Origin of the sequence: Sphingomonas sp. Leaf23 (assembly GCF_001421585.1) — a bacterium.
Classification (GTDB): domain Bacteria; phylum Pseudomonadota; class Alphaproteobacteria; order Sphingomonadales; family Sphingomonadaceae; genus Sphingomonas.
This window is the reverse complement of record NZ_LMKR01000002.1, coordinates 41,967-64,254: the sequence shown is the minus strand read 5'-3', so window position 1 is coordinate 64,254 and position 22,288 is coordinate 41,967. Positions and strand designations below refer to the sequence as shown.

At 69.7% G+C, this 22,288-nt stretch carries 20 protein-coding genes; 8 read left to right on the top strand and 12 right to left on the bottom strand.

Annotation, left to right across the window (positions count from 1 at the left end; all coding sequences use genetic code 11):
- Positions 1-6 precede the first annotated feature (6 nt).
- The gene (locus ASE67_RS04085) at positions 7-1,794 is read right to left on the bottom strand and encodes a hypothetical protein (protein WP_156348518.1); all 1,788 of its coding nucleotides are present in this window, start codon (positions 1,792-1,794) and stop codon (positions 7-9) included.
- A 106-nt stretch (positions 1,795-1,900) separates the two neighbouring features.
- Here ASE67_RS04085 and ASE67_RS04080 point away from each other — a divergent pair, with 106 nt between their 5' ends.
- On the top strand, positions 1,901-3,112 hold the full coding sequence (locus ASE67_RS04080; protein ID WP_055757109.1) for a glycosyltransferase family 2 protein: 1,212 nt from the start codon (positions 1,901-1,903) through the stop codon (positions 3,110-3,112).
- A 125-nt stretch (positions 3,113-3,237) separates the two neighbouring features.
- Here ASE67_RS04080 and ASE67_RS04075 read toward each other — a convergent pair whose 3' ends face one another.
- The gene (locus ASE67_RS04075) at positions 3,238-4,455 is read right to left on the bottom strand and encodes an argininosuccinate synthase (protein ID WP_055757108.1); all 1,218 of its coding nucleotides are present in this window, start codon (positions 4,453-4,455) and stop codon (positions 3,238-3,240) included.
- 138 nt (positions 4,456-4,593) lie between these two features.
- Here ASE67_RS04075 and ASE67_RS04070 point away from each other — a divergent pair, with 138 nt between their 5' ends.
- A complete protein-coding gene (locus tag ASE67_RS04070; protein ID WP_055757106.1) occupies positions 4,594-4,917 on the top strand; it encodes an EF-hand domain-containing protein in 324 nt (107 codons plus the stop codon).
- A gap of 12 nt (positions 4,918-4,929) precedes the next feature.
- On the opposite strand, the gene ASE67_RS04065 is transcribed toward ASE67_RS04070, so the two are convergent.
- Genes ASE67_RS04065 through ASE67_RS04050 form a run of 4 tightly spaced genes read right to left on the bottom strand, consistent with a single transcriptional unit; the run spans position 4,930 to position 10,361 of the window.
- Positions 4,930-8,331, bottom strand: coding sequence for a chromosome segregation SMC family protein (locus ASE67_RS04065; protein WP_055759079.1), 3,402 nt, complete (start codon positions 8,329-8,331; stop codon positions 4,930-4,932).
- A gap of 46 nt (positions 8,332-8,377) precedes the next feature.
- Positions 8,378-9,112, bottom strand: a complete 735-nt coding sequence (locus ASE67_RS04060; RefSeq protein ID WP_055757104.1) for a thioredoxin domain-containing protein — start codon at positions 9,110-9,112, stop codon at positions 8,378-8,380.
- 23 nt (positions 9,113-9,135) lie between these two features.
- On the bottom strand, positions 9,136-9,828 hold the full coding sequence (locus ASE67_RS04055) for a DsbA family protein (protein ID WP_055757102.1): 693 nt from the start codon (positions 9,826-9,828) through the stop codon (positions 9,136-9,138).
- On the bottom strand, positions 9,828-10,361 hold the full coding sequence (locus tag ASE67_RS04050; protein WP_235511794.1) for a DUF721 domain-containing protein: 534 nt from the start codon (positions 10,359-10,361) through the stop codon (positions 9,828-9,830). The genes ASE67_RS04055 and ASE67_RS04050 overlap by 1 nt, the downstream gene beginning before the upstream one ends.
- Before the next feature lie 28 nt (positions 10,362-10,389).
- On the opposite strand from ASE67_RS04050, the gene ASE67_RS04045 reads away from it, so the two are divergent.
- Genes ASE67_RS04045 through nudC form a run of 3 tightly spaced genes read left to right on the top strand, consistent with a single transcriptional unit; the run spans position 10,390 to position 13,603 of the window.
- Entirely contained in the window at positions 10,390-11,424 is a 1,035-nt protein-coding gene (locus ASE67_RS04045; RefSeq protein WP_235511793.1) for an A/G-specific adenine glycosylase, read from the top strand.
- Positions 11,421-12,752, top strand: a complete 1,332-nt coding sequence (locus tag ASE67_RS04040) for a serine hydrolase domain-containing protein (RefSeq protein ID WP_055757096.1) — start codon at positions 11,421-11,423, stop codon at positions 12,750-12,752. Before ASE67_RS04045 ends, ASE67_RS04040 begins: the two co-directional genes overlap by 4 nt.
- Positions 12,749-13,603 carry an NAD(+) diphosphatase gene (nudC, locus tag ASE67_RS04035; RefSeq protein WP_055757095.1) on the top strand — a complete coding sequence of 285 codons (855 nt, stop codon included), beginning with the start codon at positions 12,749-12,751 and terminating at the stop codon, positions 13,601-13,603. The genes ASE67_RS04040 and nudC overlap by 4 nt, the downstream gene beginning before the upstream one ends.
- A 126-nt stretch (positions 13,604-13,729) precedes the next feature.
- On the opposite strand, the gene ASE67_RS04030 is transcribed toward nudC, so the two are convergent.
- A complete protein-coding gene (locus tag ASE67_RS04030; protein WP_055757093.1) occupies positions 13,730-14,620 on the bottom strand; it encodes a prephenate dehydratase in 891 nt (296 codons plus the stop codon).
- A 116-nt stretch (positions 14,621-14,736) separates the two neighbouring features.
- Here ASE67_RS04030 and ASE67_RS04025 point away from each other — a divergent pair, with 116 nt between their 5' ends.
- Positions 14,737-15,417, top strand: coding sequence for a c-type cytochrome (locus tag ASE67_RS04025; protein ID WP_055757090.1), 681 nt, complete (start codon positions 14,737-14,739; stop codon positions 15,415-15,417).
- Between the two features lie 65 nt (positions 15,418-15,482).
- Here ASE67_RS04025 and ASE67_RS04020 read toward each other — a convergent pair whose 3' ends face one another.
- The gene (locus tag ASE67_RS04020; protein WP_055759073.1) at positions 15,483-16,166 is read right to left on the bottom strand and encodes an HAD family hydrolase; all 684 of its coding nucleotides are present in this window, start codon (positions 16,164-16,166) and stop codon (positions 15,483-15,485) included.
- Positions 16,167-16,176: 10 nt separating this feature from the next.
- On the bottom strand, positions 16,177-16,842 hold the full coding sequence (locus ASE67_RS04015; RefSeq protein WP_055757089.1) for a YggS family pyridoxal phosphate-dependent enzyme: 666 nt from the start codon (positions 16,840-16,842) through the stop codon (positions 16,177-16,179).
- A 22-nt stretch (positions 16,843-16,864) separates the two neighbouring features.
- On the opposite strand from ASE67_RS04015, the gene ASE67_RS04010 reads away from it, so the two are divergent.
- Positions 16,865-17,395 (top strand): thiamine phosphate synthase, encoded by a 531-nt coding sequence (locus tag ASE67_RS04010; protein ID WP_055757086.1) that lies wholly within the window; start codon positions 16,865-16,867, stop codon positions 17,393-17,395.
- Here the strand turns inward: ASE67_RS04010 and ASE67_RS04005 are convergent.
- Positions 17,378-19,486 carry a TonB-dependent siderophore receptor gene (locus ASE67_RS04005; RefSeq protein ID WP_235511792.1) on the bottom strand — a complete coding sequence of 703 codons (2,109 nt, stop codon included), beginning with the start codon at positions 19,484-19,486 and terminating at the stop codon, positions 17,378-17,380. The genes ASE67_RS04010 and ASE67_RS04005 overlap by 18 nt on opposite strands.
- A gap of 130 nt (positions 19,487-19,616) precedes the next feature.
- Here ASE67_RS04005 and ASE67_RS04000 point away from each other — a divergent pair, with 130 nt between their 5' ends.
- Entirely contained in the window at positions 19,617-20,687 is a 1,071-nt protein-coding gene (locus ASE67_RS04000) for an AI-2E family transporter (protein ID WP_055757082.1), read from the top strand.
- 55 nt (positions 20,688-20,742) lie between these two features.
- On the opposite strand, the gene ASE67_RS03995 is transcribed toward ASE67_RS04000, so the two are convergent.
- Positions 20,743-21,669 carry a phytoene/squalene synthase family protein gene (locus ASE67_RS03995; RefSeq protein ID WP_055757081.1) on the bottom strand — a complete coding sequence of 309 codons (927 nt, stop codon included), beginning with the start codon at positions 21,667-21,669 and terminating at the stop codon, positions 20,743-20,745.
- On the bottom strand, positions 21,666-22,247 hold the full coding sequence (locus ASE67_RS03990) for a TIGR00730 family Rossman fold protein (RefSeq protein WP_055757079.1): 582 nt from the start codon (positions 22,245-22,247) through the stop codon (positions 21,666-21,668). The genes ASE67_RS03995 and ASE67_RS03990 overlap by 4 nt, the downstream gene beginning before the upstream one ends.
- Between the last annotated feature and the right edge of the window lie 41 nt (positions 22,248-22,288).

Sequence of the window (22,288 nt, the reverse complement as noted above, 5' to 3'; positions counted from 1 at the left end):
CCGCTTTTAGAGGGGGGAAGGGCCTTCGGGCAAGCGTCCGCGCACTTTGAAGAACAGCATCGATCCGGGGAGCGGGATCGGTTCCAGCCAGGCGGGCACGCGCCCGGCCTGCAACGCTTCGACCAGACTGCCGGGGCGATAGGGCGCGAGTTCGCTTTCGTGCATGATATCAGGGCATAGCGCGACATAATCGACGCCCGACCGGCGGGCGAACGCGGCGGCGCGATCGGGCGGGGCGAGGAAGAAGCGATAGGCCGCCATGTTGCCGCGATTGTTGCGGTGATAGCCCGCCGCCCACACGCGGTGCGGCGTCATGCCGATCAGGTAGGAGCCGAGATCGATCGGCGCGACGACCAGCCCGCGCGGCTGGCGGGCGATCGCGACGAATTGGTCGGCCGTGGTGCAGCGTCCGACATTCTCCCGCACGACCATCACCGGCTGCGCCAGCACCGCGTCCATCTGTTTCGACACGGCGAGATAGGTGACGCCGGCGCCCAGCAGCCACAGCAGCAGGCGGCGGGGCATCTGGTCCGGCGCGCCGCGCGTCGCGGCGATGCCGATGGCGAACGGGATCGCGGCGAGTCCGGCGAGGATGTAGGTCACGCGAATCTGCAGGATCGCGGCGACCGCGCTGATCGCCAGCACGATCGCAAAGGCGATGGCGTCGCGCGCACGCCATCCGCCGCGTATCGCCTGCACCACGGCCAGCGCGCTGCCGATCAGCGACAGGGTGCCGTAGGCAACGATGGTGCCCAGCGTGTCCTGTCCGACGAACAGCCCGCGCGCCTCGCTGACATTGCTCATCCACACCCGCTTCAGGAACGGGGTGAGCGCGTCATACGGGCCGGCCAGGCACACCATCGACGTCCGCGACACCGACCACGCGACGACGCACCCGACCAGCGCGGCGACGGCAAGGCGCGGCCCCACCCCGCGCAGGCGGGAGCCGGCCAGCCCCAGCACGCTCCACCCGGCTGCCAGCGCCAGCGTCGCGCTGGTCGAGGCGGGGGTAAAGCCGTCACACCATTCGCGCGGCCAGACATAGGGGTGCATGAACGTCAGCATCAGGCCGGTCGCCCCCGCCAGCGCGATGCCGAAGCCCAGCGCCCGGCCATCCTCACGCGCGTCGCCGGTCAGCCACAGCCAGCCGAGCGCCGCCATCACCGCCACCAGTTCGGGTGCCGATTCGAGGCCGATGGCAAGGCTGGCGGCAACGACCAGCCCCATCACCGCGCCGGTGGCGCGCGACGGTGTGCGCAGCAGGCCGTCGACCAGCGCCAGCATCAGCACGATCTGCAACGCGTGGTGGTCGATCCGGCCGGGGATGAACAGGCTGATCGTCGGAAAGGCGAGCGCGGCGAGGATGACCGCGATCGGTCGCGCGCTGGGGCCATGCAGCCGGCCGGCGATGCGCGCGGCGAGCAGTAGATAGCAGAAGAACAGCAGCGCCGGCCACGCGATCACCATCGCGACCTCTGCGCCATGGGTGCCGACCAGCGGCGTCAGCGCCAGGATGATCGCGGCGGGCACCATATCGGCCAGTCGCGACCAGTGCATCGACGCGCCACCCGGCGGCCCCAGCCGATGCTGCATCAGGTCGTTGAACGCCTGCCCCCCGATCCAGTCGCGAACCTCGGCCAGCCGCATCATGTCGTCATTGTCGGGCAGGCGCAGATGGCGCAGCGCCGCCCACTCCTTGATCGTCCACGCCATCGTCAGCAGCAGGACGAGGCCCAGCGCGAGCAATGGGACCGACCAAAAGCGGCGCGGCATCGGGGCAGGATCAGCGGTCATGGACGGGCATGTCGCCGCAACATGCTTAATTTCGGGTATAGCGTTAACCGAGTCTTCGTCGTTTTGCCCGCACCATCGCCGGACGATCCCGCCGCTGGAGCAACCGATGTCCGCCGTCCGCCTGCCGATTTCCGGTGAAGCCATCGCTCCCCCCGCCGAGATCGAGCTGTCGATCGTCATGCCGTGCCTGAACGAAGCGGAGACGCTGGCGGTCTGTATCAAGAAGGCGAAGGCGTTTCTCGACACGCATGGCATCGCGGGCGAGGTCCTGATCGCCGACAACGGGTCGACCGACGGATCGCAACAGATCGCCAATGCGATGGGCGCCCGGATCGTGGCAATCCCGGTGCGGGGCTATGGCGCGGCGCTGGCCGGCGGCATCGCGGCGGCGCGCGGGCGATTCGTCGCGATGGGCGATGCCGATGACAGCTATGATTTCGGCAGCCTGATGCCGTTCGTCGAACGGCTGCGGGATGGTGCCGACCTGGTGATGGGCAATCGTTTCCAGGGCGGCATTGCGCCCGGTGCCATGCCGGTGCTGCATCGCTTCCTCGGCAATCCGGTCTTGAGCCTGCTCGGCCGCGCATTCTTCGATGTGCCGGTCGGCGATTTCCATTGCGGGTTGCGTGCCTTCCGCCGCGACCGGGCGTTGGCATTGGGGCTGACCTCGCCGGGGATGGAATTCGCCAGCGAGATGGTGGTGAAGGCATCCATCGCCCGGCTGGCGATTGCCGAGGTGCCGACGACGCTGGCCCCCGATGGCCGCTCGCGCCCGCCGCACCTGCGCACGTGGCGTGACGGGTGGCGGCATCTGCGCTTCCTGCTGCTCTATGCGCCGCGTTTCCTGTTCTTCTATCCCGGCGTGGCGCTGCTGCTGGCGGGGGCGGGCGTGACCGGGGTGCTGGCGACCGGCGACGCCAGCATCGGCGCGGTCGAGTTCGGGCCGCACACCATGATCTTTGCGACGATGGCGGCGCTGATCGGCGCGCAGATGGTCTGCCTCGCGGTGCTGGCGCGGCTGTTCGGCATTCGCAGCGGGATGTGGCCCGAAAGCGGGGCGATGCGCCGGTTGCGCGGTTGGTTCACCGTGGAGCGCGGCTGCATCGCCGGTGGGCTGGCGCTGCTGGCCGGGCTGGCCGGTGGCGTCGCCTCGACGTGGCTCTGGGCGCAGGCCGGGTTCGGCGCGCTGGTGCCGGGCGAGCTGATGCGGCTGACGATCCCGTCGATGCTGCTCGGTTGCCTGGGCGTACAGATCGGCGCGACATCGTTCTTCGCCGCGCTGCTCGACCAGCCGCAGGGCCTGCGCACTTTGGTTTGATCCACTAGCGTGGATGCGGCACCGGCCCGCTCCCCCACCCCTCCACCCACAGCGTATCCTAGCTGGGTGGCGGGGTGGGGGAGCGGGCGGGTGCCGCCCTGATCCGGCGCTGCCGGATCAGACGATCAGCGATCCCGCCGGCCCAGCAGGCGCAGGCGCAGGGCGTTCAGCTTGATGAAGCCCGCCGCGTCGCGCTGGTCATAGGCACCCTGATCGTCCTCGAACGTCACGACCTTTTCGCTATAGAGCGAATTGGGCGAACGGCGGCCGATGACATGGACCCCCCCCTTGTACAGCTTCAGGCGGACTTCGCCCGACACCTTGTGCTGGCTGTGGTCGATCGCGGCCTGCAGCATCTCGCGCTCCGGCGAGAACCAGAAGCCGTTATAGACCAGCTCGGCATAGCGCGGGGCCAATTCGTCCTTCAGGTGCGCGGCACCGCGGTCCAGCGTCATCTGTTCGATCGCGCGGTGCGCGGCGTGCAGGATCGTGCCGCCGGGCGTTTCGTACATCCCGCGCGACTTCATGCCGACGAAGCGGTTCTCGACCAGATCGAGCCGGCCGATGCCGTGCGCGCGGCCCAGCTCGTTCAGCTTGGCGAGCAGCGTGGCGGGCGACATCCCCTCGCCATCGACTGCCACCGCATCACCGCGTTCGAACGCGACGGTGACGATCTGCGGCGCGTCGGGTGCTTCCTCCGGGCTGACGGTGCGCGAGAAGACGTACTCGGGCACTTCCTCCCACGGGTCCTCCAGCACCTTTCCCTCGGACGAGGTATGAAGCAGGTTCGCATCGGTCGAAAACGGCGATTCGCCGCGCTTGTCCTTGGGCACAGGAATCTGGTGCTGTTCGGCGAACGCGATCAGCGCGGTGCGGCTGGTCAGGTCCCATTCGCGCCACGGCGCAATGACCTTGATATCGGGCTGCAGCGCGTAATAGCCGAGTTCGAAGCGGACCTGGTCGTTACCCTTGCCGGTTGCGCCGTGGCTGACGGCATCGGCATTCACCTGACGCGCGATCTCGATCTGGCGCTTGGCGATCAGCGGCCGCGCGATCGAGGTGCCGAGCAGGTACAGCCCCTCGTACAGCGCGTTCGACCGCATCATCGGGAACACGAAGTCGCGGACGAACTCCTCGCGCAGGTCGTCGATGAAGATATGCTCGGGCTTGATGCCCATCAGCTCGGCCTTCTTGCGCGCCGGCTCCAGCTCCTCGCCCTGGCCCAGATCGGCGGTGAAGGTCACGACTTCGCAATTATATTCCTGCTGCAGCCATTTCAGGATGACGCTGGTGTCGAGGCCGCCCGAATAGGCAAGCACGACGCGGTTGATGGACTCGGCCATGGGCAGGCTCCTTCGCTGGAATGGTTTGGCGCGCGGTTAGGCGACGCGGACGCCGGGCGCAAGGACACGCGCTTGCGCCGGGTGTTGCCCGATGCAATCGTGTCGTGCCTTTTCCCTTTTGCGAAAGAAGCTGACCCGATGTTGATCGCGCTCCTCGCCCTGGCATTGCAGACCGCCCCGACGCCTGCCCCGGCCACGCCGCCCGCGCCGGTCGTGGAGCCGGCGGCCGATGACGAGGCGGAGTTCTTCGCGATGTTCGACACGAACAAGGATGGGGCGATCGGCAAGGCCGAATTCGACGCGATGAGCGCGAAGATCGATGCCGAGGCGGCAAAGCAGGACCCGTCGCAAAAGGGGCAGGCCGCCGCCGGCCTCGCCACCGCCTTTGCCCTCATGGACCAGAACAAGGACGGCAGGATCACGCGCGAGGAGTTCCGGGCGATCGTGAAGGCCGGGCAGTAGGCGCCAGGCGCTCTATTCCGCCGCCAGCAGCGTCGTCGCCCCGCCCAGGTCGACCGACACCAGCCGGCTGACCCCGCGTTCGACCATGGTGACGCCGAACAGCCGGTGCATCCGGCTCATCGTCGCGGCATTGTGGGTGACGATCAGGTAGCGGGTGTCGGTATCGGCCGCCATCCGGTCGAGCAGGTCGCAGAAGCGGTCGATATTGGCATCGTCCAGCGGCGCGTCCACTTCGTCGAGAACGCAGATCGGCGACGGGTTGGTCAGGAACAGCGCAAAGATCAGCGCGACGGCGGTCAGCGCCTGTTCGCCACCCGACAACAGGGTCAGCGATTGCAGCCGCTTGCCCGGCGGTTGGGCGAGGATTTCTAGGCCGGCCTCCAGCGGATCGTCCGAATCGACCAGTTCCAGCTGCGCCTGCCCGCCGTCGAACAACGCGCCGAACAGCCGGCGGAAATGCGTGTCGACCGCCGCGAACGCCGCCAGCAGCCGCGCGCGCCCTTCGCGGTTGAGCGTGCCGATCGACCCGCGCAGCCGCTGCACCGCCTCGGCCAGCTCGGCGCGCTCCGCCGCCGTCTCACCCTGCGCCGCTTCCAGTTCGGCCAGTTCGGTATCGGCAATCAGGTTGATAGGGCCGATCTGGTCCCGTGTCACCAGCAGCCGGTCGTACGCCGTGCTTTCCGCCGCCGCATCGCCGACCTCCGCCCCGACGAAACCGATACGCGGCAGCAGCGGCGGGGGACATTGGAAGCGTTCGCCCGACAGCCGCCCCATCTCCAGCCGTCGCTGCTCCTGCGCCTCCGCCCGGGCACCGGCCCCGGCACGCCGTTCGCGCGCGGCGGCGAGCGATTCGGCGATTGTCCCGGCGGCACGCTCGGCCGCACGCAGCCGGGCTTCGGCAGCCTGTTCCAGCATTGCCGCGTCGGTGGTCGCCTGGCGCAGCGTGCCGAGCATCGCGTCCACGCCGGCCAGTTCCGCCGCCAGCGCGGCCGGGCGATCGGTCAGCGTCGCGCGGTCGGCGGCGATGGTGGCGATCCGCGCGTCGACCTCGGCGATGCGCCGGGCGGCATCGGCGGCGCGGGTCTGCCACGCGGTGATCTCGCCGCTGGCGGTCGCCAGCCGGTCCCGGTCGCGCCGCAATGCCGCGTCGAGCGATGCGCGTGCCGAACGGGCATCGGCCACCGCCGCGCGCGCGGTCGCCGCCGCCGTCGCCAGCGCGGCGACCCGTCCGGCGGTGGCGCTGCGGTCGGGTAGCTGGCGCAGCGCGGCATCGGCCCGGTCGGCATCGTCCTGCGCCTCGATCCGGTCGCTGCCGATCCGCTCCAGCCGGGCGGCGACGTCATCGGCACGCGCCTGCGCCCGTTCGATCGCGGCGGCAGCGCGATCCTCGGCCCGCAGCGCCTCGCGCGCCTGCGCTTCCGCCTGTTCCAGCATGCGGCGGGCGGTGGCCAGCGTCCCGCGCGCCTCGGCGATCGCGGCATCGGCGGCGGTCAGCGCCGAATCGGCGGCATCGCGGCGGGCGAGCAGCGCCGGGCGCTCCTGCCCCAGCAACCGCAGCCGGTTGGTACGGGCGAGCCGCTCCGCCGCCGCTGCGCCCGATCCGGCTTGGGCCCGCAGCCCGTCCCACCGGCGCAGCGCCCCGTCCAGCGTCACCAGCCGCTGCCCGACCGCCAGCGTCGTGCCCTCGTCGCGTTCGACCACCAGCACCTGTTCCAGCCGCCGGGCAAGCATGGGGGCGGTCACCTGCGCCGACAGCCGGCCGATGCCGTGCGGGATCGCCGGGCCGTCGATAGCTGCGGCGTCGGCATCCCAGTATCGATCGTCGGCGGGATCGATCCCGGCGTCGAGATCGTCGCCCAGTGCCGCCGCCAGTGCCGCCTCGAACCCCGGTTCGACCACGACCGAATCGATGACCCGCGCGCGACCGGTTCGCCGCAGAGCGCGCTCCAGCGCGGCGATTTCGCCGTCCAGCGCGGCCAGTTCGGCGGCGGCGGTCGCGCGGTCGGCCTGCGCCCGCCCCCGCGCTTCCTGCGCCGATCGTTCGGCGGTATCGGCACGGGCGATGGCGGTGCGGGCATCGTCGGCGGTAGCCATCGCCGCCGCCCGCCGGTCGACCGCCGCCGCGCGCTCTACGGTCAGCGGTGCGAGCGCGGGCAGCGCCGCCTGTTCGGCCAGCGCCCGCGCCTCGTCGCGGCGGGCACGGTCCAGCCGGGTGCGCGCGGCGTCCTGCGCGGCGGCGGCGACCCGCGCCTCGGCAAGCTCGGCCGCCTGTGCCGCCAGCGCGTCGCCATGGGCGGCATCCGCCAGCGCCGCCGCCGCGGTCGCCTCCGTCAGCGCGGTGTCGAGTTCGGGCAGGCGTACGGTGCCTTGCGCGATGGTCGCGGTCAGCGCGGCGGTTTCCTCGGTCAGCCGCGCGACCGCATGTGCCGCGTCGCCCGCCAGCGCGCCTTCACGCGCGCGATCGTCGGTCAGCCGCGTCGCCTGTGCCGTCAGGTCGGCCAGCCGCCGGGTCGCGGCGTGGGCCTGTGCCTGCAACCGGTCGCGGGCATGGGCGGCGTCACCGGCCCGCTGGCGCACCTCCTGCGCCGCCGCCCGTGCGGTCGCCAGCGCCTGGGTCGCTTGCGCCTGTTCGGCGACGGTTTCCGCCTGCGCCGCGCCGTGATCGGCGACCTGTGCCTCGGCCGCCATCGCCTCGGCCTTGGCCGTATCGGCGGCGGTGGCGGCATCGCGCCAGCGGGCATAGATGGCGCGGCCCTCCGCGATGCGGATCGCGTCGGTCAGCTCGCGATACCGCGCGGCGACCTTCGCCTGTCGCCGCAGGGCCGCGGCGCGCGCGTCCTGTTCCTGCGCCATCTCGCCCAGCCGGTCGAGATTGGCCTCGGTCGCGCGCAGTTTCGATTCGGCATCGCGGCGGCGAACGTGCAGGCCGGAAATGCCCGCCGCATCCTCCAGCATCGCGCGGCGCTCGGCAGGACGGGCGGCGATGACCGCGCCGATCCGGTTCTGGCTGACCAGTGCCGGCGAATGTGCCCCCGTCGCGGCATCGGCGAACAGCAGCGAAACGTCCTTCGCGCGCACATCGCGGCCATTGATGCGATAGGCGGAACCGGCGCCGCGTTCGATCCGGCGGACAATCTCGACCTCATCGCCCGCCGCATCCTCGGCTAGGATCGCGACCTCGGCAAAGTCGCGCTGCGGGCGGGTTTCGGTGCCGGCAAAGATCACGTCGTCCATGCCCGCGCCGCGCAGCGACTTCGCGCTGTTCTCGCCCATGGTCCAGCGCAACGCTTCGAGCAGGTTCGACTTGCCGCAGCCATTGGGACCGACCACCCCGGTCAGCCCGGCCTCGATCACCAGGTCGGCGGGGTCGACGAAGCTCTTGAACCCGCTCAGCCGCAGCCGCCGGAGCGTCAGCCCCGGCGTGGGCGGTGTGGCCGCGTCATCCCCCGCGGCCACGGGGTCAGGCGCCAGCGCCCTTCAGGGCCGCTTCGATCTGCGCCCAGGTGACGGCGTTCTCGACCTTTTCGCCGTTGATCATGAAAGTCGGGGTGCCGGTGACGGCCGCGCCGCCATCCTCGGTGATCTTGACGACTTCCTGCAACAGCTTCTGGTCGGCGAGGCACTGGCGCGCCTTGGCTTCGGGCACGCCGCGCTGCTTCACGAAATCGACGAAGCCGGCGGCATCGGCCCAGCCGGTGACGGCCTGCAACGGCGGGATCGACTGCAACCGCGCCTGTTCGGCCTGCGGGAGCGCCTGCATCCGGTCGAGCGTCGCCGCCTGGTTCTGATACATCGCCTCGAGCAGCGGGAAGAAGGTCGCCGTCCCGTTGCAACGGCCAAGCACCGCAGCCGCCAGATCGGGCGCACCGTGCACCGCAAAGTCGCGGAATTCGAAGCTCACCTTGCCGGTCGAGACATAGTTGTTGATGAGCGGTTCGTTGCCTTCACGCGCGAATGCACCGCAGGTCGGGCAGGTGCGCGAGCCATATTCGAGCAGCTTCACCGGCGCATCGGGGTTGCCGATGCGATAGCCGCCCTCGGGCGTGACCGCGACCATGTCGGTCCACTTCTTGCCGGCCGGAGCCGCGACATTGGCGACCGGCGCGGCGGCGGTGCCGTTGGCGCCGGTGCCGGAATCACCACCGCCACAGGCCGACAGGGCCGCAAGCGCGATCAGGGGGAGTGCGAAACGCATGGGATCAACTCTCTTGTCAGGGATCAGGAGGCGGTCAGGAACGGCTTGAGCGTGGCCCAGTCATGGGCCTCCACCTTCTTGCCGTTGACCTCGAAGCTGGGCGTGCCGTCGATATTGGCCGCCTGTGCCGCCTCGGCGATGGCGATCGCCCGCTTCTGCGCGGCTTCGTCGTTCAGGCACGCGGTGATCTTCGCATCGTCCAGCCCGTGACCGCGCAACAGGGTGCGCAGGCCGGTCGCACCGGCGAGCTGTTCCAACCGCTTGCCGATCGTCGGCGTCGCCTGCTGCGCTGCCGGCGTCGCGGCAAAGGCTTCGGCCTTGTCGAGCATCGCCGCCTGCTGCGCAAAGATCGCGTCGTGCGCCGCCACGAACCGGTTCGCCCCGCCACAGCGCGCCAGCAGGACGGCCGACAGGTCGAGCGCGTCGCGCGGCAGCGTGCGATATTCGACCCGCACCCGGCCCGACCGGATCAGCGCGGTCAGCTCCGGCTTCGCATCGCGGGCGAAGGTGGCGCAGTGCGAACAGGTATAGCTGGCCCATTCGACCAGCTGCACCCGCGCCATCGGGTTGCCGACCGCGACGCCGCCGGTCGGCAGCATCGTGACGCTGTTGGTCCAGTTGCGGGCCGTGGCGGCCCTTGCCGGGGCCTGCGCCTTGGCCGGGGGCATCCCGAACAGCGCGAGGATGAACGAACACAGAAGGATCAGGATACGCATCAGCGGACCTTGCCAAGGATCGGAATGGCGGGAGGGGGCGGCGCGGCGATTGCCCCGGCGAGCGCGGCGAGAACCTCGCGCAGCTCCGGATCGGCGATGTCGCGCAGGCTTTCGTGCATGTCGGCCGGGATCGGCGGCGGTTCGCGGCGCGGCTGCACCGCGCGGCGCGGCCGCACCTCGCCATGGCGGAACTGGAGCCGGGCGACCGCGGCATAGCCGAAGAAACGGTTCACCCGCTCGACGATTTCCGGCGCGATATGCTGCATCATCGTGCCATGCGCGCCCGATACGATCAGCGTCAGCGTGCCATCGGCACGCTTGCCCGGCGGAAAGCGGATCGATTCGGGGGCCGACACGCGGGCAAAGCGTTCGCCGACGATTTCACCCCAGCGGCTGACCACGGCGGATTGCACGAAACCGAACTTGCGGAACGCCGCGCCGCCGATATCGGGCAGCAATTCGGCGACGGGCCGCGCGCCGCCACGCCGGCGGGGTTCGGGAATCGTCGCATGGGGGCGGGGGCGCGTCGTCATTGCCGGCATCCCATGCCATAGAGCCGGCGTGGACGCCAAGCATCTCTCTGTCGCCGAACGGTTGCTCGACTGGTACGATCGCAACCATCGCAGCCTGCCGTGGCGCAGCCCGCCGGGCACCGCCGCCCCCGATCCCTATCGCGTGTGGCTGTCGGAGGTGATGCTCCAGCAGACGCAGGTGGCGAGCGTGCGGCCCTATTTCGAAGCGTGGACCGCGCGCTGGCCGTCGTTCGCGGCGCTGGCGGCGGCGGACGATGCCGATGTCATGGCGGCGTGGGCGGGGCTCGGCTATTATGCCCGCGCCCGCAACCTGCTCGCCTGTGCACGGGTCGTCGCGGCGCGGGGCGCGCTGCCCGATACCGAGGGCGAACTGCGCAAATTGCCGGGTATCGGCGACTATACGGCCGCCGCGATTGCCGCGATCGCCTTTGGCCGGCGCGCGGTGGTGGTCGATGCCAATGTCGAACGGGTCGTGTCGCGGTTGTTCTCGATTGCCGAGCCGCTGCCGGGCGGGCGCCCCGCGATCCGCGCCGCGACGGATGGGATCACCCCCGACAGCCGCGCCGGCGACTTCGCGCAGGCGATGATGGACCTGGGGTCGATGGTCTGTACCGCGCGGAACCCGCGCTGCCTGCTCTGCCCGCTGCGCGACGATTGCGCCGCCTACGCCATGGGCACGCCCGACGCCTTTCCGGTGAAGGCGGCGAAGAAGGCGAAGCCGCAGCGATTCGGCACGTTGTTCTGGGCCGAGCGCGACGGGCAGGTGCTGTTGGTGCGCCGGCCGGACAAGGGGCTGCTGGGCGGCATGCGCGCGCTGCCGACCGGGCCGTGGGGTGACAGCGATTCCGGCACCGAAGGCGCACCTTTCGCTGCCGACTGGCGCAGCGTCGGGATGGTCCGCCACGGCTTCACGCATTTCGATCTTGCCTGCACCGTCATGGTGGCGGATGCAGCGGGGGAAGACACCGCGCAGGGCGAATGGTGGCCGGTTGCGGACATTGCCGCCGCCGGGCTGCCGACGCTGTTCGCGCGGGCGATACCGGTGGTGGAGGGAATGCGATGACGCGGTCGTACTGGATGCGGAACACTCTGGCGTTGACAGGCGCGCTGCTGGCCGTGCAGCCGGCGATGGTCTGGGCACAGGCCGCGCCGCCGCGCGCGCCCGCCCGCCCGGCGGTGCGCGCGCTGCCCGCGACCGAGGCGATGGTGCGCGACTATGTGGCGCAGAAGAAGGCACCGGGCATGGTCGTGGTCGTCGGCGGCCCCGACTGGACCAGCGCCCACGCCGCCGGCCGCGTCGCGACCGACGCCACCGCCGCACCGGCCAATGTCGATACGCTCTGGCGCGTCTATTCGATGACGAAACCGATCACCGGCATGGCGGCGATGATGCTGGTCGAGGACGGCAAGCTGAAGCTCGACCAGCCGATCAGTGACTTCATCCCCGGTTTCAAATCGATGAAGGTGCTGACCGATCCGGCCAACAGCCTGGCCAGCCGTCCGGCGACGACGCCGATCACCGTGCGTCACCTGCTGACCCACACCGCGGGCCTTGGCTACAGCATCGTGACCAAGGGGCCGTTGCTGAAGGAATATGAGCGCCTCGGCATCGTCCCCGCCGCCGTGAACGCGCAGGCAGAGGTGGCGATGGCGCAGGCGCGGCCGAAATCGCTGGAGGAATTCGCGAACCGTGTCGCCACCCTGCCGCTGATCGCCGAGCCGGGGACCAAGTGGAGCTATTCGATCGGGCTGGACGTGCTGGGCCGTGTGATCGAGGTGGCAAGCGGCATGTCGTTCGAGCGTTTCCTGCAGACGCGGATGTTCGCTCCGCTGGGCATGACATCGACCTATTGGACGGTGCCGGCGGCGCAGAAGGGGCGGCTGGCGACCAACTATGCCTGGGCCGGCGACAATCTGGTCCCGGTCGATCCGGGCGCGACCTCGGTCTGGCTGTCGCCGCCGAGCTTTCCCTATGGCGGGGCGGGGCTGGTCATGTCGGCCGCCGATTACGATCGGTTCCTCCACATGCTCCAGAATGGCGGCACGCTGGACGGCAAGCGCGTGATGAAGCCGGCGACGGTGGCGCTGGGCATGTCGAACCTGTTGCCGGCCGGCGTCACCTTTGGCGGGGTCGATGGCGCGACCGGGGGACAGGCGGGGCCGAAGATGGGTTTCGGCGCGGGCGGATCGGTCTATCTCGAAACGCTGCCCGGCCGGCCGGGCAAGGGCACCTATGGCTGGGGCGGGGCGGCCGGGACCGTCGCGTTCGTCGATCCGCTGCGGCAGCTGCGCGGGACCGTCATGGTCAATTACTTCCCGGCCGACAAATGGCCGCTGCGCGACGATCTGGTAAAGGCGCTGGCGCGCGATCTCGCGGGGCCTGTGCGATGATCGGCTTTACCGGCGCGGCGCTGGTCCGTGCCGATCACGAGCGCGACGATCCCGCGGCGTTCGCGCGGTGCAAGGGCGATCCGGCAGCGCGGCTGCTGGTGCTGACTGGGCTGGAGCCGCCCGTCGCCGATGACGGCGCGCTCGCGCTGGTGGCGATGGACCCGGCGCGGGACGATGCGCTGCTGCTCGGCTATCTGGAGGGCGTGCCGCTGTTCGTCGTCGGTGATGGCGACGGCAGTGCGCCGGCGATGCGCTCGCCCGCGCTGATGGCCGCGCTGGCGGTGATGCCGCCGGCCGATGTCGCACTGTACGGTGTCGCGCGCAGCCTGGTCGACTGGCATTCGCGCCACGGCTTCTGCGCACGGTGCGGCCATGCCAGCGTCGTTGCGCGCGGCGGCTGGGTGCGGTCGTGCCCCGGCTGTGGCGCGCTGCATTTCCCGCGGACCGACCCGGTGGTCATCATGGCGGTCGAACATGGCGACCGCGTGCTGCTGGGCCGCCAGCCGAGCTGGCCCGCCGGACGTTATTCGGCGCTGGCCGGCTTTGTCGAGGTCGGCGAATCGGTCGAGGAAGCGGTCGCGCGAGAGGTGCTGGAGGAAGCGGGCGTCGCGGTCGACGCGGTGCGCTATGTCGCCAGCCAGCCCTGGCCGTTTCCCTCGCAGCTGATGATCGCCTGCATCGCGACCGCGCCCGACGACAGGCTGACGATCGATACGTCGGAGCTGGAACATGCCTTCTGGGCAACGCGGGACGAGGTGCGTGCGGCACTGGCGGGCGACACGTCGCGCTTCATTGCGCCGCCGGCCCATGCGATTGCGCGGAGCTTGCTGGCGGCGTGGGTGGCTTCTTGACGACCGTTCGTCCTGAGTAGCCGCTGAGCTTGTCGAAGCGGCGTATCGAAGGACCGCTCGCCGGTGCTTCGATACGGGCTTTCGACTTCGCTCAATCCCTACTCAGCACGAACGGAACGGCCGAAATCACCCCCGCTCTCGCGCCCGCCCGTAACTGCCCAGCAACCGCACCCATTTGCTGTGGAACCGCAGTTCCTCCAGCGCGCGGTCGACATGCGGCTCGCCCGGCCGGCCCTCGATGTCGCAAAAGAACTCGGTCGCGGCAAAGGTGCCGCCGCGCTGATAGCTTTCCAGCTTGGTCATATTGACGCCGTTGGTCGCGAACCCGCCCATCGCCTTGTACAGTGCGGCGGGCACGTTCTTCACCTCGAACACCAGCGTCGTCATGCACGGCCCCTCGGGCAGTTCGGGCGGCGCGGCGCGGGCGAGGACGACGAAGCGCGTCGTATTGTGGTCGGCATCGGCAATGTCGTCGGCCAGCAATTGCAGTCCGTAGAGCGCAGCTGACGCCGGCGGGGCGAGCGCGGCGACCGCCGGATCGCCGATCGCCGCGACCGATGCCGCCGCGCCCGCCGTGTCGGGATGCGCCACCGGCTCGATCCCGCGCGCGCTCAGCCAGTTCCGGCACTGGCCCAGCGCCTGTTCGTGGCTCATCGCCTGGCGGATGCCCTCGACCGGGCCCAGCCCCATCAGCGCGTGGCGGATCGGCAGGAAATGTTCGCCGGTGATGACCAGCCCGGATTCGGGCAGCAGGAAATGCATGTCGGCGACGCGGCCATGCAGCGAATTCTCGATCGGGATGATCGCGCAATCGGCCTGGCTCGACCGCACTGCGTCGATCGCATCGGCAAAGCCGAAACAGGGCAGCGGCAGCGCGCCCGGAAACGCCTGTGCCAGCGCGACATGCGAATTGGCGCCCGGCGCGCCCTGAAAGGCGACGGTGCGATTCGGTTCGCGCGCGGCGGCTTCGATCATCTGCGCCACCAGCGGGCGCGCGGGTGCGGCGTATTTCTGCATGGGGGGTGGCGATTATCGGGCGCGGGGGCAGGCGGCAACCCTGTCTTGCCAGTATCGGATGCCGTGTCTAAGCATGGCCCCAAACAAAACCATATTTAGGTGAGACGGCTCAGGGCATGGACGACCGGACGAACACCATCGCAGGTTGGGTATTGGCCGGTTGCGCCGCCGCCCTCGGACTTTCCATCGCCAGCGGCATGGTGTTCCATTCGGGACCGCCGGAAAAGCCGGGCTATCCGGTCGAGGGTGCCGCCGAAGCCGGGGGCGGTGCCGCCGCCGCCGTGCCGATCGCGACGCTGCTCGCCACCGCCGACGTGGCCAAGGGCGCGGAAGTGTTCAAGAAATGCGCCGCGTGCCACACCGTCAACCAGGGCGGGGCCAACGGCATCGGCCCGAACCTGTGGGGCGTGATCGGCAAGAAGCACGGTCATCTTCCCAACTTCGCCTATTCAACCGCCCTGACCGGCGTTGCGGGCAATTGGGACTTCGACGCGATGAACGCGTGGCTGACCTCCCCTCGCAAATATGCGCCTGGGACCAAGATGACCTTTGCCGGGCTGGGCAGCGCCGAGGACCGGGCGAACGTCATCGCCTATCTCAACACGCAGGGGTCGAACCTGCCGCTGCCGGCCGCGCCCGCCGCCGGTGCAGCACCTGCCGCCACCGAGGCGGAAGGCAATGTCGCAGAAGGCGCGCCGGCCAACACCGCCGATGTCGTCAATGCTGCCACCCCGGCATCGGGTGCGCCGTCGGTCGATCCGGCGGCAGCGGAACAGGCGGCCAAGAAGGGCGAGTAACGCGCCCTTCCTGTCGTAAGCCATTCCGGCCATCGCCGCGGCAACGGCCGGTTATGCCATCCCGATCAGGCGGCGACCGGCGCCACCCCCAGCATCCGCGCCACCGCGTCGAAGTCATGCGCGATCTCGGTCACGCCCAGCGCGCGCAGGCGGTCGTCATGGCCGACCCCGCAATGCGACCCCGCGCACAGCCCGATCACCCGCGCGCCCGATGCGACCGCACCGGTCACGCCGACCGGGGAGTCCTCGAGGATCGCGCAATCCTTGATGGCGACGCCCAGTTGGCGTGCGCCGTAGAGGTACAGGTCGGGCGCGGGCTTGCCGTTCGCGACATGCTCCTTGCCGCTGTAGATATGGTCGCCGAACGCATCGCGCAGGCCCAGATGGTCCAGATGCGTCGCGATCCAGTGGGTCGTGCTGGACGACACGATCGCGCGCGGCAGGTCGGCGGGCAGCGACCGGACAAAGGCGACGGCGCCTGCCACCGCATCGACCCCCTGTTCCAGCACCCGCGCATCCTCGATAGCACGCGCGTCCCAGAAGCCGTCGGGCACCGGGCCGCCGACCCATTTCTCGATCGCCTGGGTGAAGTGGCTGCCCGACAGGCCCATGAAATGGGCCATCGAGTCGGCGGCGCTGGTCGGGTGACCCGCGGTGGTCAGGAACTCGGCGATCTGGCGGTTGCCGGCATATTCGCTTTCCAGCAGCACGCCGTCGAAATCGAACAACAGGGCCTTGGGACGGGTCATCATCGTTTCCTTATTGCCCGCGAGCGCCGAACAGCGCGGAGCCGATCCGGACATGGGTCGCGCCCAGTGTCACGGCGGTTTCGAAATCGTCGGACATGCCCATGCTCAAGCCAGTGAGGCCATGGTCGCGCGCGAGCTTGGCGGTCAGCGCGAAATAGGGCGCGGCGTCGAGGCCGGCGGGCGGCACGCACATCAGCCCGGCGATCGGCAGCCCGGCGGCCTTTGCCTCCGCCAGCAGCGCGGGCAGGTCGGCGATGGCGCAGCCGCCCTTTTGCGGTTCGTCGCCGATATCAACCTGGATGAAGCAGGCGGGGCTACGGCCGGTCTTCTCGATCGCCTTGCCCAGTGCTGCGACCAGCGACGGGCGGTCGACCGAGTGGATCGCGTCGAACAGGCGCACCGCATCCTCGGCCTTGTTCGACTGGAGCTGGCCGACCAGATGCAGTTGGATTCCGGGTGTTTTTTCTATCAGCGCGGGCCACTTGCCCTGCGCTTCCTGCACGCGGTTCTCGCCGAACACGCGCTGCCCGGCGTCGATCAGCGGCTGGATCGCGGCGGCGTCGTGGGTCTTGCTGACCGCGATCAGCGTCGTCGCGCCCCGGTCCCGGCGGGCGATCGATTCGGCATGGGCGATCCGGTCGCGGATGGTGGCCAGCGGGGTGTCGGTTTTGGTCATCGCGCGCGCTATAGAGGCCGCCATGTCCCGCCGCCACCCTTTGCCGCAACGCTGGCTGATGACCGATGAACGGTTGGGCGAGGCGTTGCTGCCGATCGTGGCGAAGGTGCCGCGGGGGAGTGGTGTCGTGTTCCGGCACTATGCCACGCCCGAGGGGGAACGGCGGCGGAAGTTTGCGCAGGTGCGGCGGATCGCGCGGGCGCGGCGGCTGGTACTGCTGGTCGCGGGGCCAGTCCTGCCCGGCGGCGACGGCATGCACGGGCGAAAAGCGTTGCGCCGCAAGGGGTTGGTCACGCGGCCGGTCCATTCGATCCCGGAACGCATCGCCGCCGAACGCGCGGGCGTCGACGCCATCTTCGTCTCACCCGTCTTCGCCACCGCCTCGCACCCCGGCGCGCCTGCACTGGGGCGGGTGCGGTTCCAGCGGCTGATCCACGGCGCGCGCGTGCCGGTCATCGCGCTGGGCGGCATGACGGCGGCACGCGCGCGGACGCTGAAGGGGATCGCCGGCTGGGCGGCGATCGATGCGTGGGCGTCAGAACGTCGCGCGTAGTTCGGCGAAGATGGTGCGCGGTTCGCCGGGAAAGTGGCCGGACTGTTTGGTGAAGCCCGAGGCGGCGTACACCTTGTCGAGCAGGTTATCGACGCGCAGCATCAGTTCGGCGAAGCCGAGCGATTTGGTGATCGAGGCGTCGAAGATCGCGTAGGGCCGTACCGCCTGTCCAGACCGGCTGATCCGGCTCGACACCGCTTCGCCGCCGAACGCGATGGCGGTGCCGATCGCCTTCACCTGATAGCGGCTCCAGAAACCGACCTTGTGCGCCGGTGCGTTGGCAAAGCGGCTGCCGACCGCATCGGTCACCGCCTGTCCCGCCACCGTGTCGGTCACGCGCGTGTCGTTATAGGCGTAGTTGGCGAGCAGTACCCAGTTAGGCGTGACGTCGGTGGTCAGGTCGAATTCGAACCCCTTGCTGGTCACCTCGCCGATCGGGCTCAGGGGATCGACGCCGCCCACCGGCGCGCGGGTCGGGTCGACCTGCAACAAGTTGCTGCGGATGATGCGATACACCGCGGCATTGGCCTGAAGCCGGCCGTCCAGCAGGCGCGATTTGACGCCGGCTTCGACCTGATTGCCGGTGACCGGTGCGAACGGCCCGCCCGCGTCGCGATTCTGGCTGGCCGGGGCCTGCGGGTCGAAGCCCTGCGACCAGCTGGCATAGAACGACAGGTCGCGGCGCGGGCGATAGATCAGCCCGCCGCGGAACGTCACGTCGCTGTCGCGATAGCCGGAATCGCTGGTGACCCGGCCCGCCGTCGCGACGCGCACCGCATCCTCGAACCGGTCCCAGCGCATGCCCGCGACCAGCAGCAGCGTGTCGGTCAGGCTGACCTGATCCTGCAGATAGGCGCCGAGCCGCCGGGCGCGGGTGTCGGTATCGGTGAAGGGCAGCGCGACGGCACGCACCGCATCGCCCGATGCGCGGCCATAGACCGGGTTGGACAGGCTGAGCGACGCGACGCCGCTGCGCAGGATACGCGAGCTAAGGCCGTTATTCTCGCGATACCAGTCGCCGCCCAGCTGGAACCGGTGGGCCATGCCGAACAGGCGGGTCGTCGCGGTGGCATTGGCCATGACCGACAGGCCGTCGACCGGGCGGACCTGATCGCGAAATTCGCGCAGCACCAGATCGGGGTTGGTCGGGCTGACCCCACGCGGTTCGTGATATTGCTGCCGCTCGGTCGAGCGGAAGCGGCGCACCCCTGCGTCGAAGGTGATCGCATCGCCGATCGTCGTTGCATAGCGCGCCGACCAGGCGGTCGAGGCCAGGCGCAGCCAGTCGGTCTTTTCGTTCGCGTTCCAGCGGATCGAGGTCAGGAACCGCCCGCTGTCATCGACCAGCACCCCGCGCAGCCGGTTAGCGCGGAGATAATTGTCGTATGCCGTCAGCTGCAGCGTCAGCAGCCCGCCCGGATTGGTGCGGATCGACAGGCCGGCATCGCCGATCAGCGTCTGGTGCAGCGTGTTGTTGCGATAGGGCTGCATCGATTCGAAAAAGCCGCCGATGCGATAGGTGACGACGCCATCGCGATCGATCCGCCCGGTCGCCTCCGACGAGATGCCGGCGCGGTCATAGGTGCCGGCCGTGACGACGGTGCGCAGCGCGCGTTGGTCCGACGGGGTCTTCGACACATAGTTGATGATGCCGCCCGGCGCGCCGGGGCCGAAGAACAGGCCGGCCGGCCCCTTCAGCACCTCGACCCGGTCGACGTTGAACAGCTGTGGTACGGTGAAGCCGACGAACGGGTTACCGCGCATTCCGTCATAAAAGGATTCGTCCTGCCGGAACCCGCGAAAGGTGACGCCGGCATAGCTGAAGGCGCTGACGCCCGCGATGTTGCGATACAGGTCGGTCGCATCGCGTGCGCCCTGATCGGTGAAGAGGTCGCGGTTGATGACCTGCAACGCCTGCGGCACGTCCAGCGGGTCCTGCGCCGATTTGCCGACGGTGGTGACGAGCGTGCGATAGAGTTGCTGCGCGCGTCCCTCGACCACGATGTCGGCTTCGTCGCCGGGCACATCCGCCGATTGCGCCATCGCCGGCAGCGGCATCGCGACCAACACCGAAATCCACCAACCCCGCACGTCACGCCCCTTTTGCATATGATAGTAGCTCGCATTAGCGAGCGGGGCAGCGTGATGCAATCGTTGCGACAGCGATATGGCCGGGGAACGCCGCCCGGTTCCGTCCGTTCACGATCCAAAGGGGAAAAATATGGGCGACAGCGACGCAGGGCGATCGACCCCCGGCTATGGCCGGGTTGCCGCGATGACGGTGATGGTGCTGGCGATCGCGGGGACCGCGTTCCTGCTGGTCAGCATGATGCGGCTGGTCCTGCTGGTCTTTGCCGCAACGACCATCGCGGTACTGTTCAGCGCGGTGGCGAACCGTATCCAGCGCTGGACCCGGCTGCCCCGCGGCCTGGCGCTGGCGCTGTCGGTGATCCTGTTGCTGGGGATCGTCATCGGCATCTTTTTCGGCTTCGGCGCGCAGCTGGTGAACCAGTTCGACCTGATCCGGCAGCAGATCCCCTCCGCATTGCAGGCGATCCAACAGCAGCTCGATGGATGGGGGCTGGGCGAACCGGCGCGCGAATTGCTGTCGCAGGGCAGCAGCGACCTGTCGACGATCATGTCGCGCGCGGGCAGCTATGTCCTGTCGATCGGGTCGGGCCTGTCGGATGCGGTGCTGGTGCTGGTCGGCGCGATCTTCCTCGCGGCCGATCCCGAACTCTATCGCCGGGGCCTGGTGAAGCTGGTGCCGCCATCGGCCGAACCGGTCGCGCGGCAGGCGGTGGACGATGCCGCCGGGGGCCTGCGCGGGTGGATGAAGGGCGAGGCGATCGCCATCGTGGTTGTCGCGGTGCTGACTGCCACTGGGCTGTGGCTGTTGGGCGTGCCCGCCGCGATCGGTCTTGGCCTGATCGCCGGATTGATGGATGTCGTGCCCTATGTCGGGCCGATCATCGCCGGGCTGCCCGCCGTCATGCTGGCCTTTACCCAGTCACCCTCGACCGCGCTGTGGACCATCGTGCTGTTCCTGATCGTGCAGCAGATTCAGGGCAATATCCTGATGCCGATCGTGCAGAAGCATGCGGTCGACGTGCCGCCGGCCGTGCTGTTGTTTTCGGTCATCGGCATGGGGCTGCTGTTCGGGTTCATCGGCGTGCTGCTCGCCGCGCCGCTGACCATCGTCGTGTTCGTGCTGGTACAGCGGATTTATGTCCAGCACCTGCTGGGGCGGGATATTACCGTGGCGACGGACAAGGTGCAGGAGGAGGGGTGAGCGCCTGCCTCTGAATCCGCCGTCACCCCGGATCAAGTCCGGGGTGACGGGGGTGTCAGGTGGCGCGCGTCCACAGCAGCGGGTCGCGCGGGGTGTCGGGTGCCGGACGCCACCGCGCTGCCACGAACGCGCGGGCGATGGCGGTGATCTTTTCCGCCTTCGATGTCGACTGCCGCTTGTCCCACGCGGCGGGGCCGGCGGCGGCGACCTTGCGCGCGATGCCGCCATAGATGTCGGCGGCGGCCAGCACCGCCCACGCCGATCGCCACGGCAGCCGTGCCGCACCGACCCGCGCGCTGTCTTCGTGGGAAGCCGCGCGCGCCGCCATCCGCCGGGCGAGCACGGCCACCCGGTCGGGCGTCGCCATCGGATCGGCGGGATCGATGCGCTGTTCGTCCAGCCAGTCGCGCGGCAGGTAGCAGCGCCCGGCCTCGGCATCTTCGCGCACGTCGCGCGCGATATTGGCAAGCTGGAACGCAAGGCCCAGGTCGCAGGCGCGGTCGAGCGTGTCCTTGTCCGTTGCGGGCACCCCCATCACCACCGCCATCAGCCCGCCGACCGCGCCGGCGACGTGATAGCAATATTGGTACAGGTCGTTTTCCGTAACCGGTTGCCAGCCATCGGCGTCGAGCTGGAACCCGTCGATCACGTCGTACACGAGGCCGTGCGGCAGCCCGACCTCGGCAGCGACCACGCCCAGCGCGTCGAACGCCGGATCGCCGGTCGGTTCGCCCGCCAGTGCCTGTGCGGTGCGCGTGCGGATCAGCGTGAGGCGATCCTGCGCATCGTCGACCCGCTGCATCCCGTGACCCAGATCCTGCCCGTCGGCCAGGTCGTCGCAGGCGCGGCACCACGCATAGAGCAGCCACGCCCGCTCGCGCGTTACCGGGTCGAACAGCTTGCTCGCCGCCGCGAAACTCTTCGATCCGCGCGCGATCGTGTCGCGGGCGTGCGCGACCAGCGCGGGCCGGTCGAGGATCAAAGGTCGGTGGCAGCCATGTGGATGATCGCCTGCACCGGGGTGTGCGCGGCCATCTTGTCGAGCAGCACGTCCAGCGTGTCGGCGACCAGCAGGATGTCGCGGTGCATCGGGCGCATGAACCCGACCTCGGCCATCTTGTCGACGAACGCGATCAGGTGGTCGTAATAGCCCGCGGTGTTGAGCAGCCCGACCGGCTTGGTGTGATACCCAAGCTGCGCCCAGCTCATCGCCTCCCACAATTCATCCATCGTGCCGGTGCCGCCGGGGATGGTGACGAAGCCGTCGGACAGGTCGGTGAACGCCTGTTTGCGCTGGTGCATCGTGTCGACGACATGGAGTTCGGTGAGGCCGCGGTGCGCGGCTTCAGCCTTCACCAGCGCGGTCGGGATCACGCCGATGACCTCGCCCCCCGCCTCGATCGCGCCATCGGCGACGGCACCCATCAGGCCGAGCTTGCCGCCGCCATAGACGACGCCGATGCCGCGCTCCGCGAGCGCGCGGCCGACGGCGCGGGCGGAGTCGATATAGATGGGGTCGGCGGGGGTCGCGGACCCGCAATAGATGGCTAGGCGCTTCATGGCGGCGGGGTTAGGCGATTGGGGGAGGGGGGGCAAGCGCT

Bases quoted from the DNA above. Each gene is read 5' to 3' on its own strand.
- nudC (WP_055757095.1), top strand. From the start codon at position 12,749: ATGATCGGCTTTACCGGCGCGGCGCTGGTCCGTGCCGATCACGAGCGC.
- ASE67_RS04020 (WP_055759073.1), bottom strand. From the start codon at position 16,166: ATGACCCGTCCCAAGGCCCTGTTGTTCGATTTCGACGGCGTGCTGCTG.
- ASE67_RS04075 (WP_055757108.1), bottom strand. From the start codon at position 4,455: ATGGCCGAGTCCATCAACCGCGTCGTGCTTGCCTATTCGGGCGGCCTC.
- ASE67_RS04015 (WP_055757089.1), bottom strand. From the start codon at position 16,842: ATGACCAAAACCGACACCCCGCTGGCCACCATCCGCGACCGGATCGCC.
- ASE67_RS04070 (WP_055757106.1), top strand. From the start codon at position 4,594: ATGTTGATCGCGCTCCTCGCCCTGGCATTGCAGACCGCCCCGACGCCT.
- ASE67_RS04000 (WP_055757082.1), top strand. From the start codon at position 19,617: ATGGGCGACAGCGACGCAGGGCGATCGACCCCCGGCTATGGCCGGGTT.
- ASE67_RS04060 (WP_055757104.1), bottom strand. From the start codon at position 9,112: ATGCGTTTCGCACTCCCCCTGATCGCGCTTGCGGCCCTGTCGGCCTGT.
- ASE67_RS04010 (WP_055757086.1), top strand. From the start codon at position 16,865: ATGTCCCGCCGCCACCCTTTGCCGCAACGCTGGCTGATGACCGATGAA.
- ASE67_RS04085 (WP_156348518.1), bottom strand. From the start codon at position 1,794: ATGACCGCTGATCCTGCCCCGATGCCGCGCCGCTTTTGGTCGGTCCCA.
- ASE67_RS04025 (WP_055757090.1), top strand. From the start codon at position 14,737: ATGGACGACCGGACGAACACCATCGCAGGTTGGGTATTGGCCGGTTGC.
- ASE67_RS04055 (WP_055757102.1), bottom strand. From the start codon at position 9,828: ATGCGTATCCTGATCCTTCTGTGTTCGTTCATCCTCGCGCTGTTCGGG.
- ASE67_RS04030 (WP_055757093.1), bottom strand. From the start codon at position 14,620: ATGCAGAAATACGCCGCACCCGCGCGCCCGCTGGTGGCGCAGATGATC.
- ASE67_RS04050 (WP_235511794.1), bottom strand. From the start codon at position 10,361: ATGACGACGCGCCCCCGCCCCCATGCGACGATTCCCGAACCCCGCCGG.
- ASE67_RS03990 (WP_055757079.1), bottom strand. From the start codon at position 22,247: ATGAAGCGCCTAGCCATCTATTGCGGGTCCGCGACCCCCGCCGACCCC.
- ASE67_RS04040 (WP_055757096.1), top strand. From the start codon at position 11,421: ATGACGCGGTCGTACTGGATGCGGAACACTCTGGCGTTGACAGGCGCG.
- ASE67_RS04080 (WP_055757109.1), top strand. From the start codon at position 1,901: ATGTCCGCCGTCCGCCTGCCGATTTCCGGTGAAGCCATCGCTCCCCCC.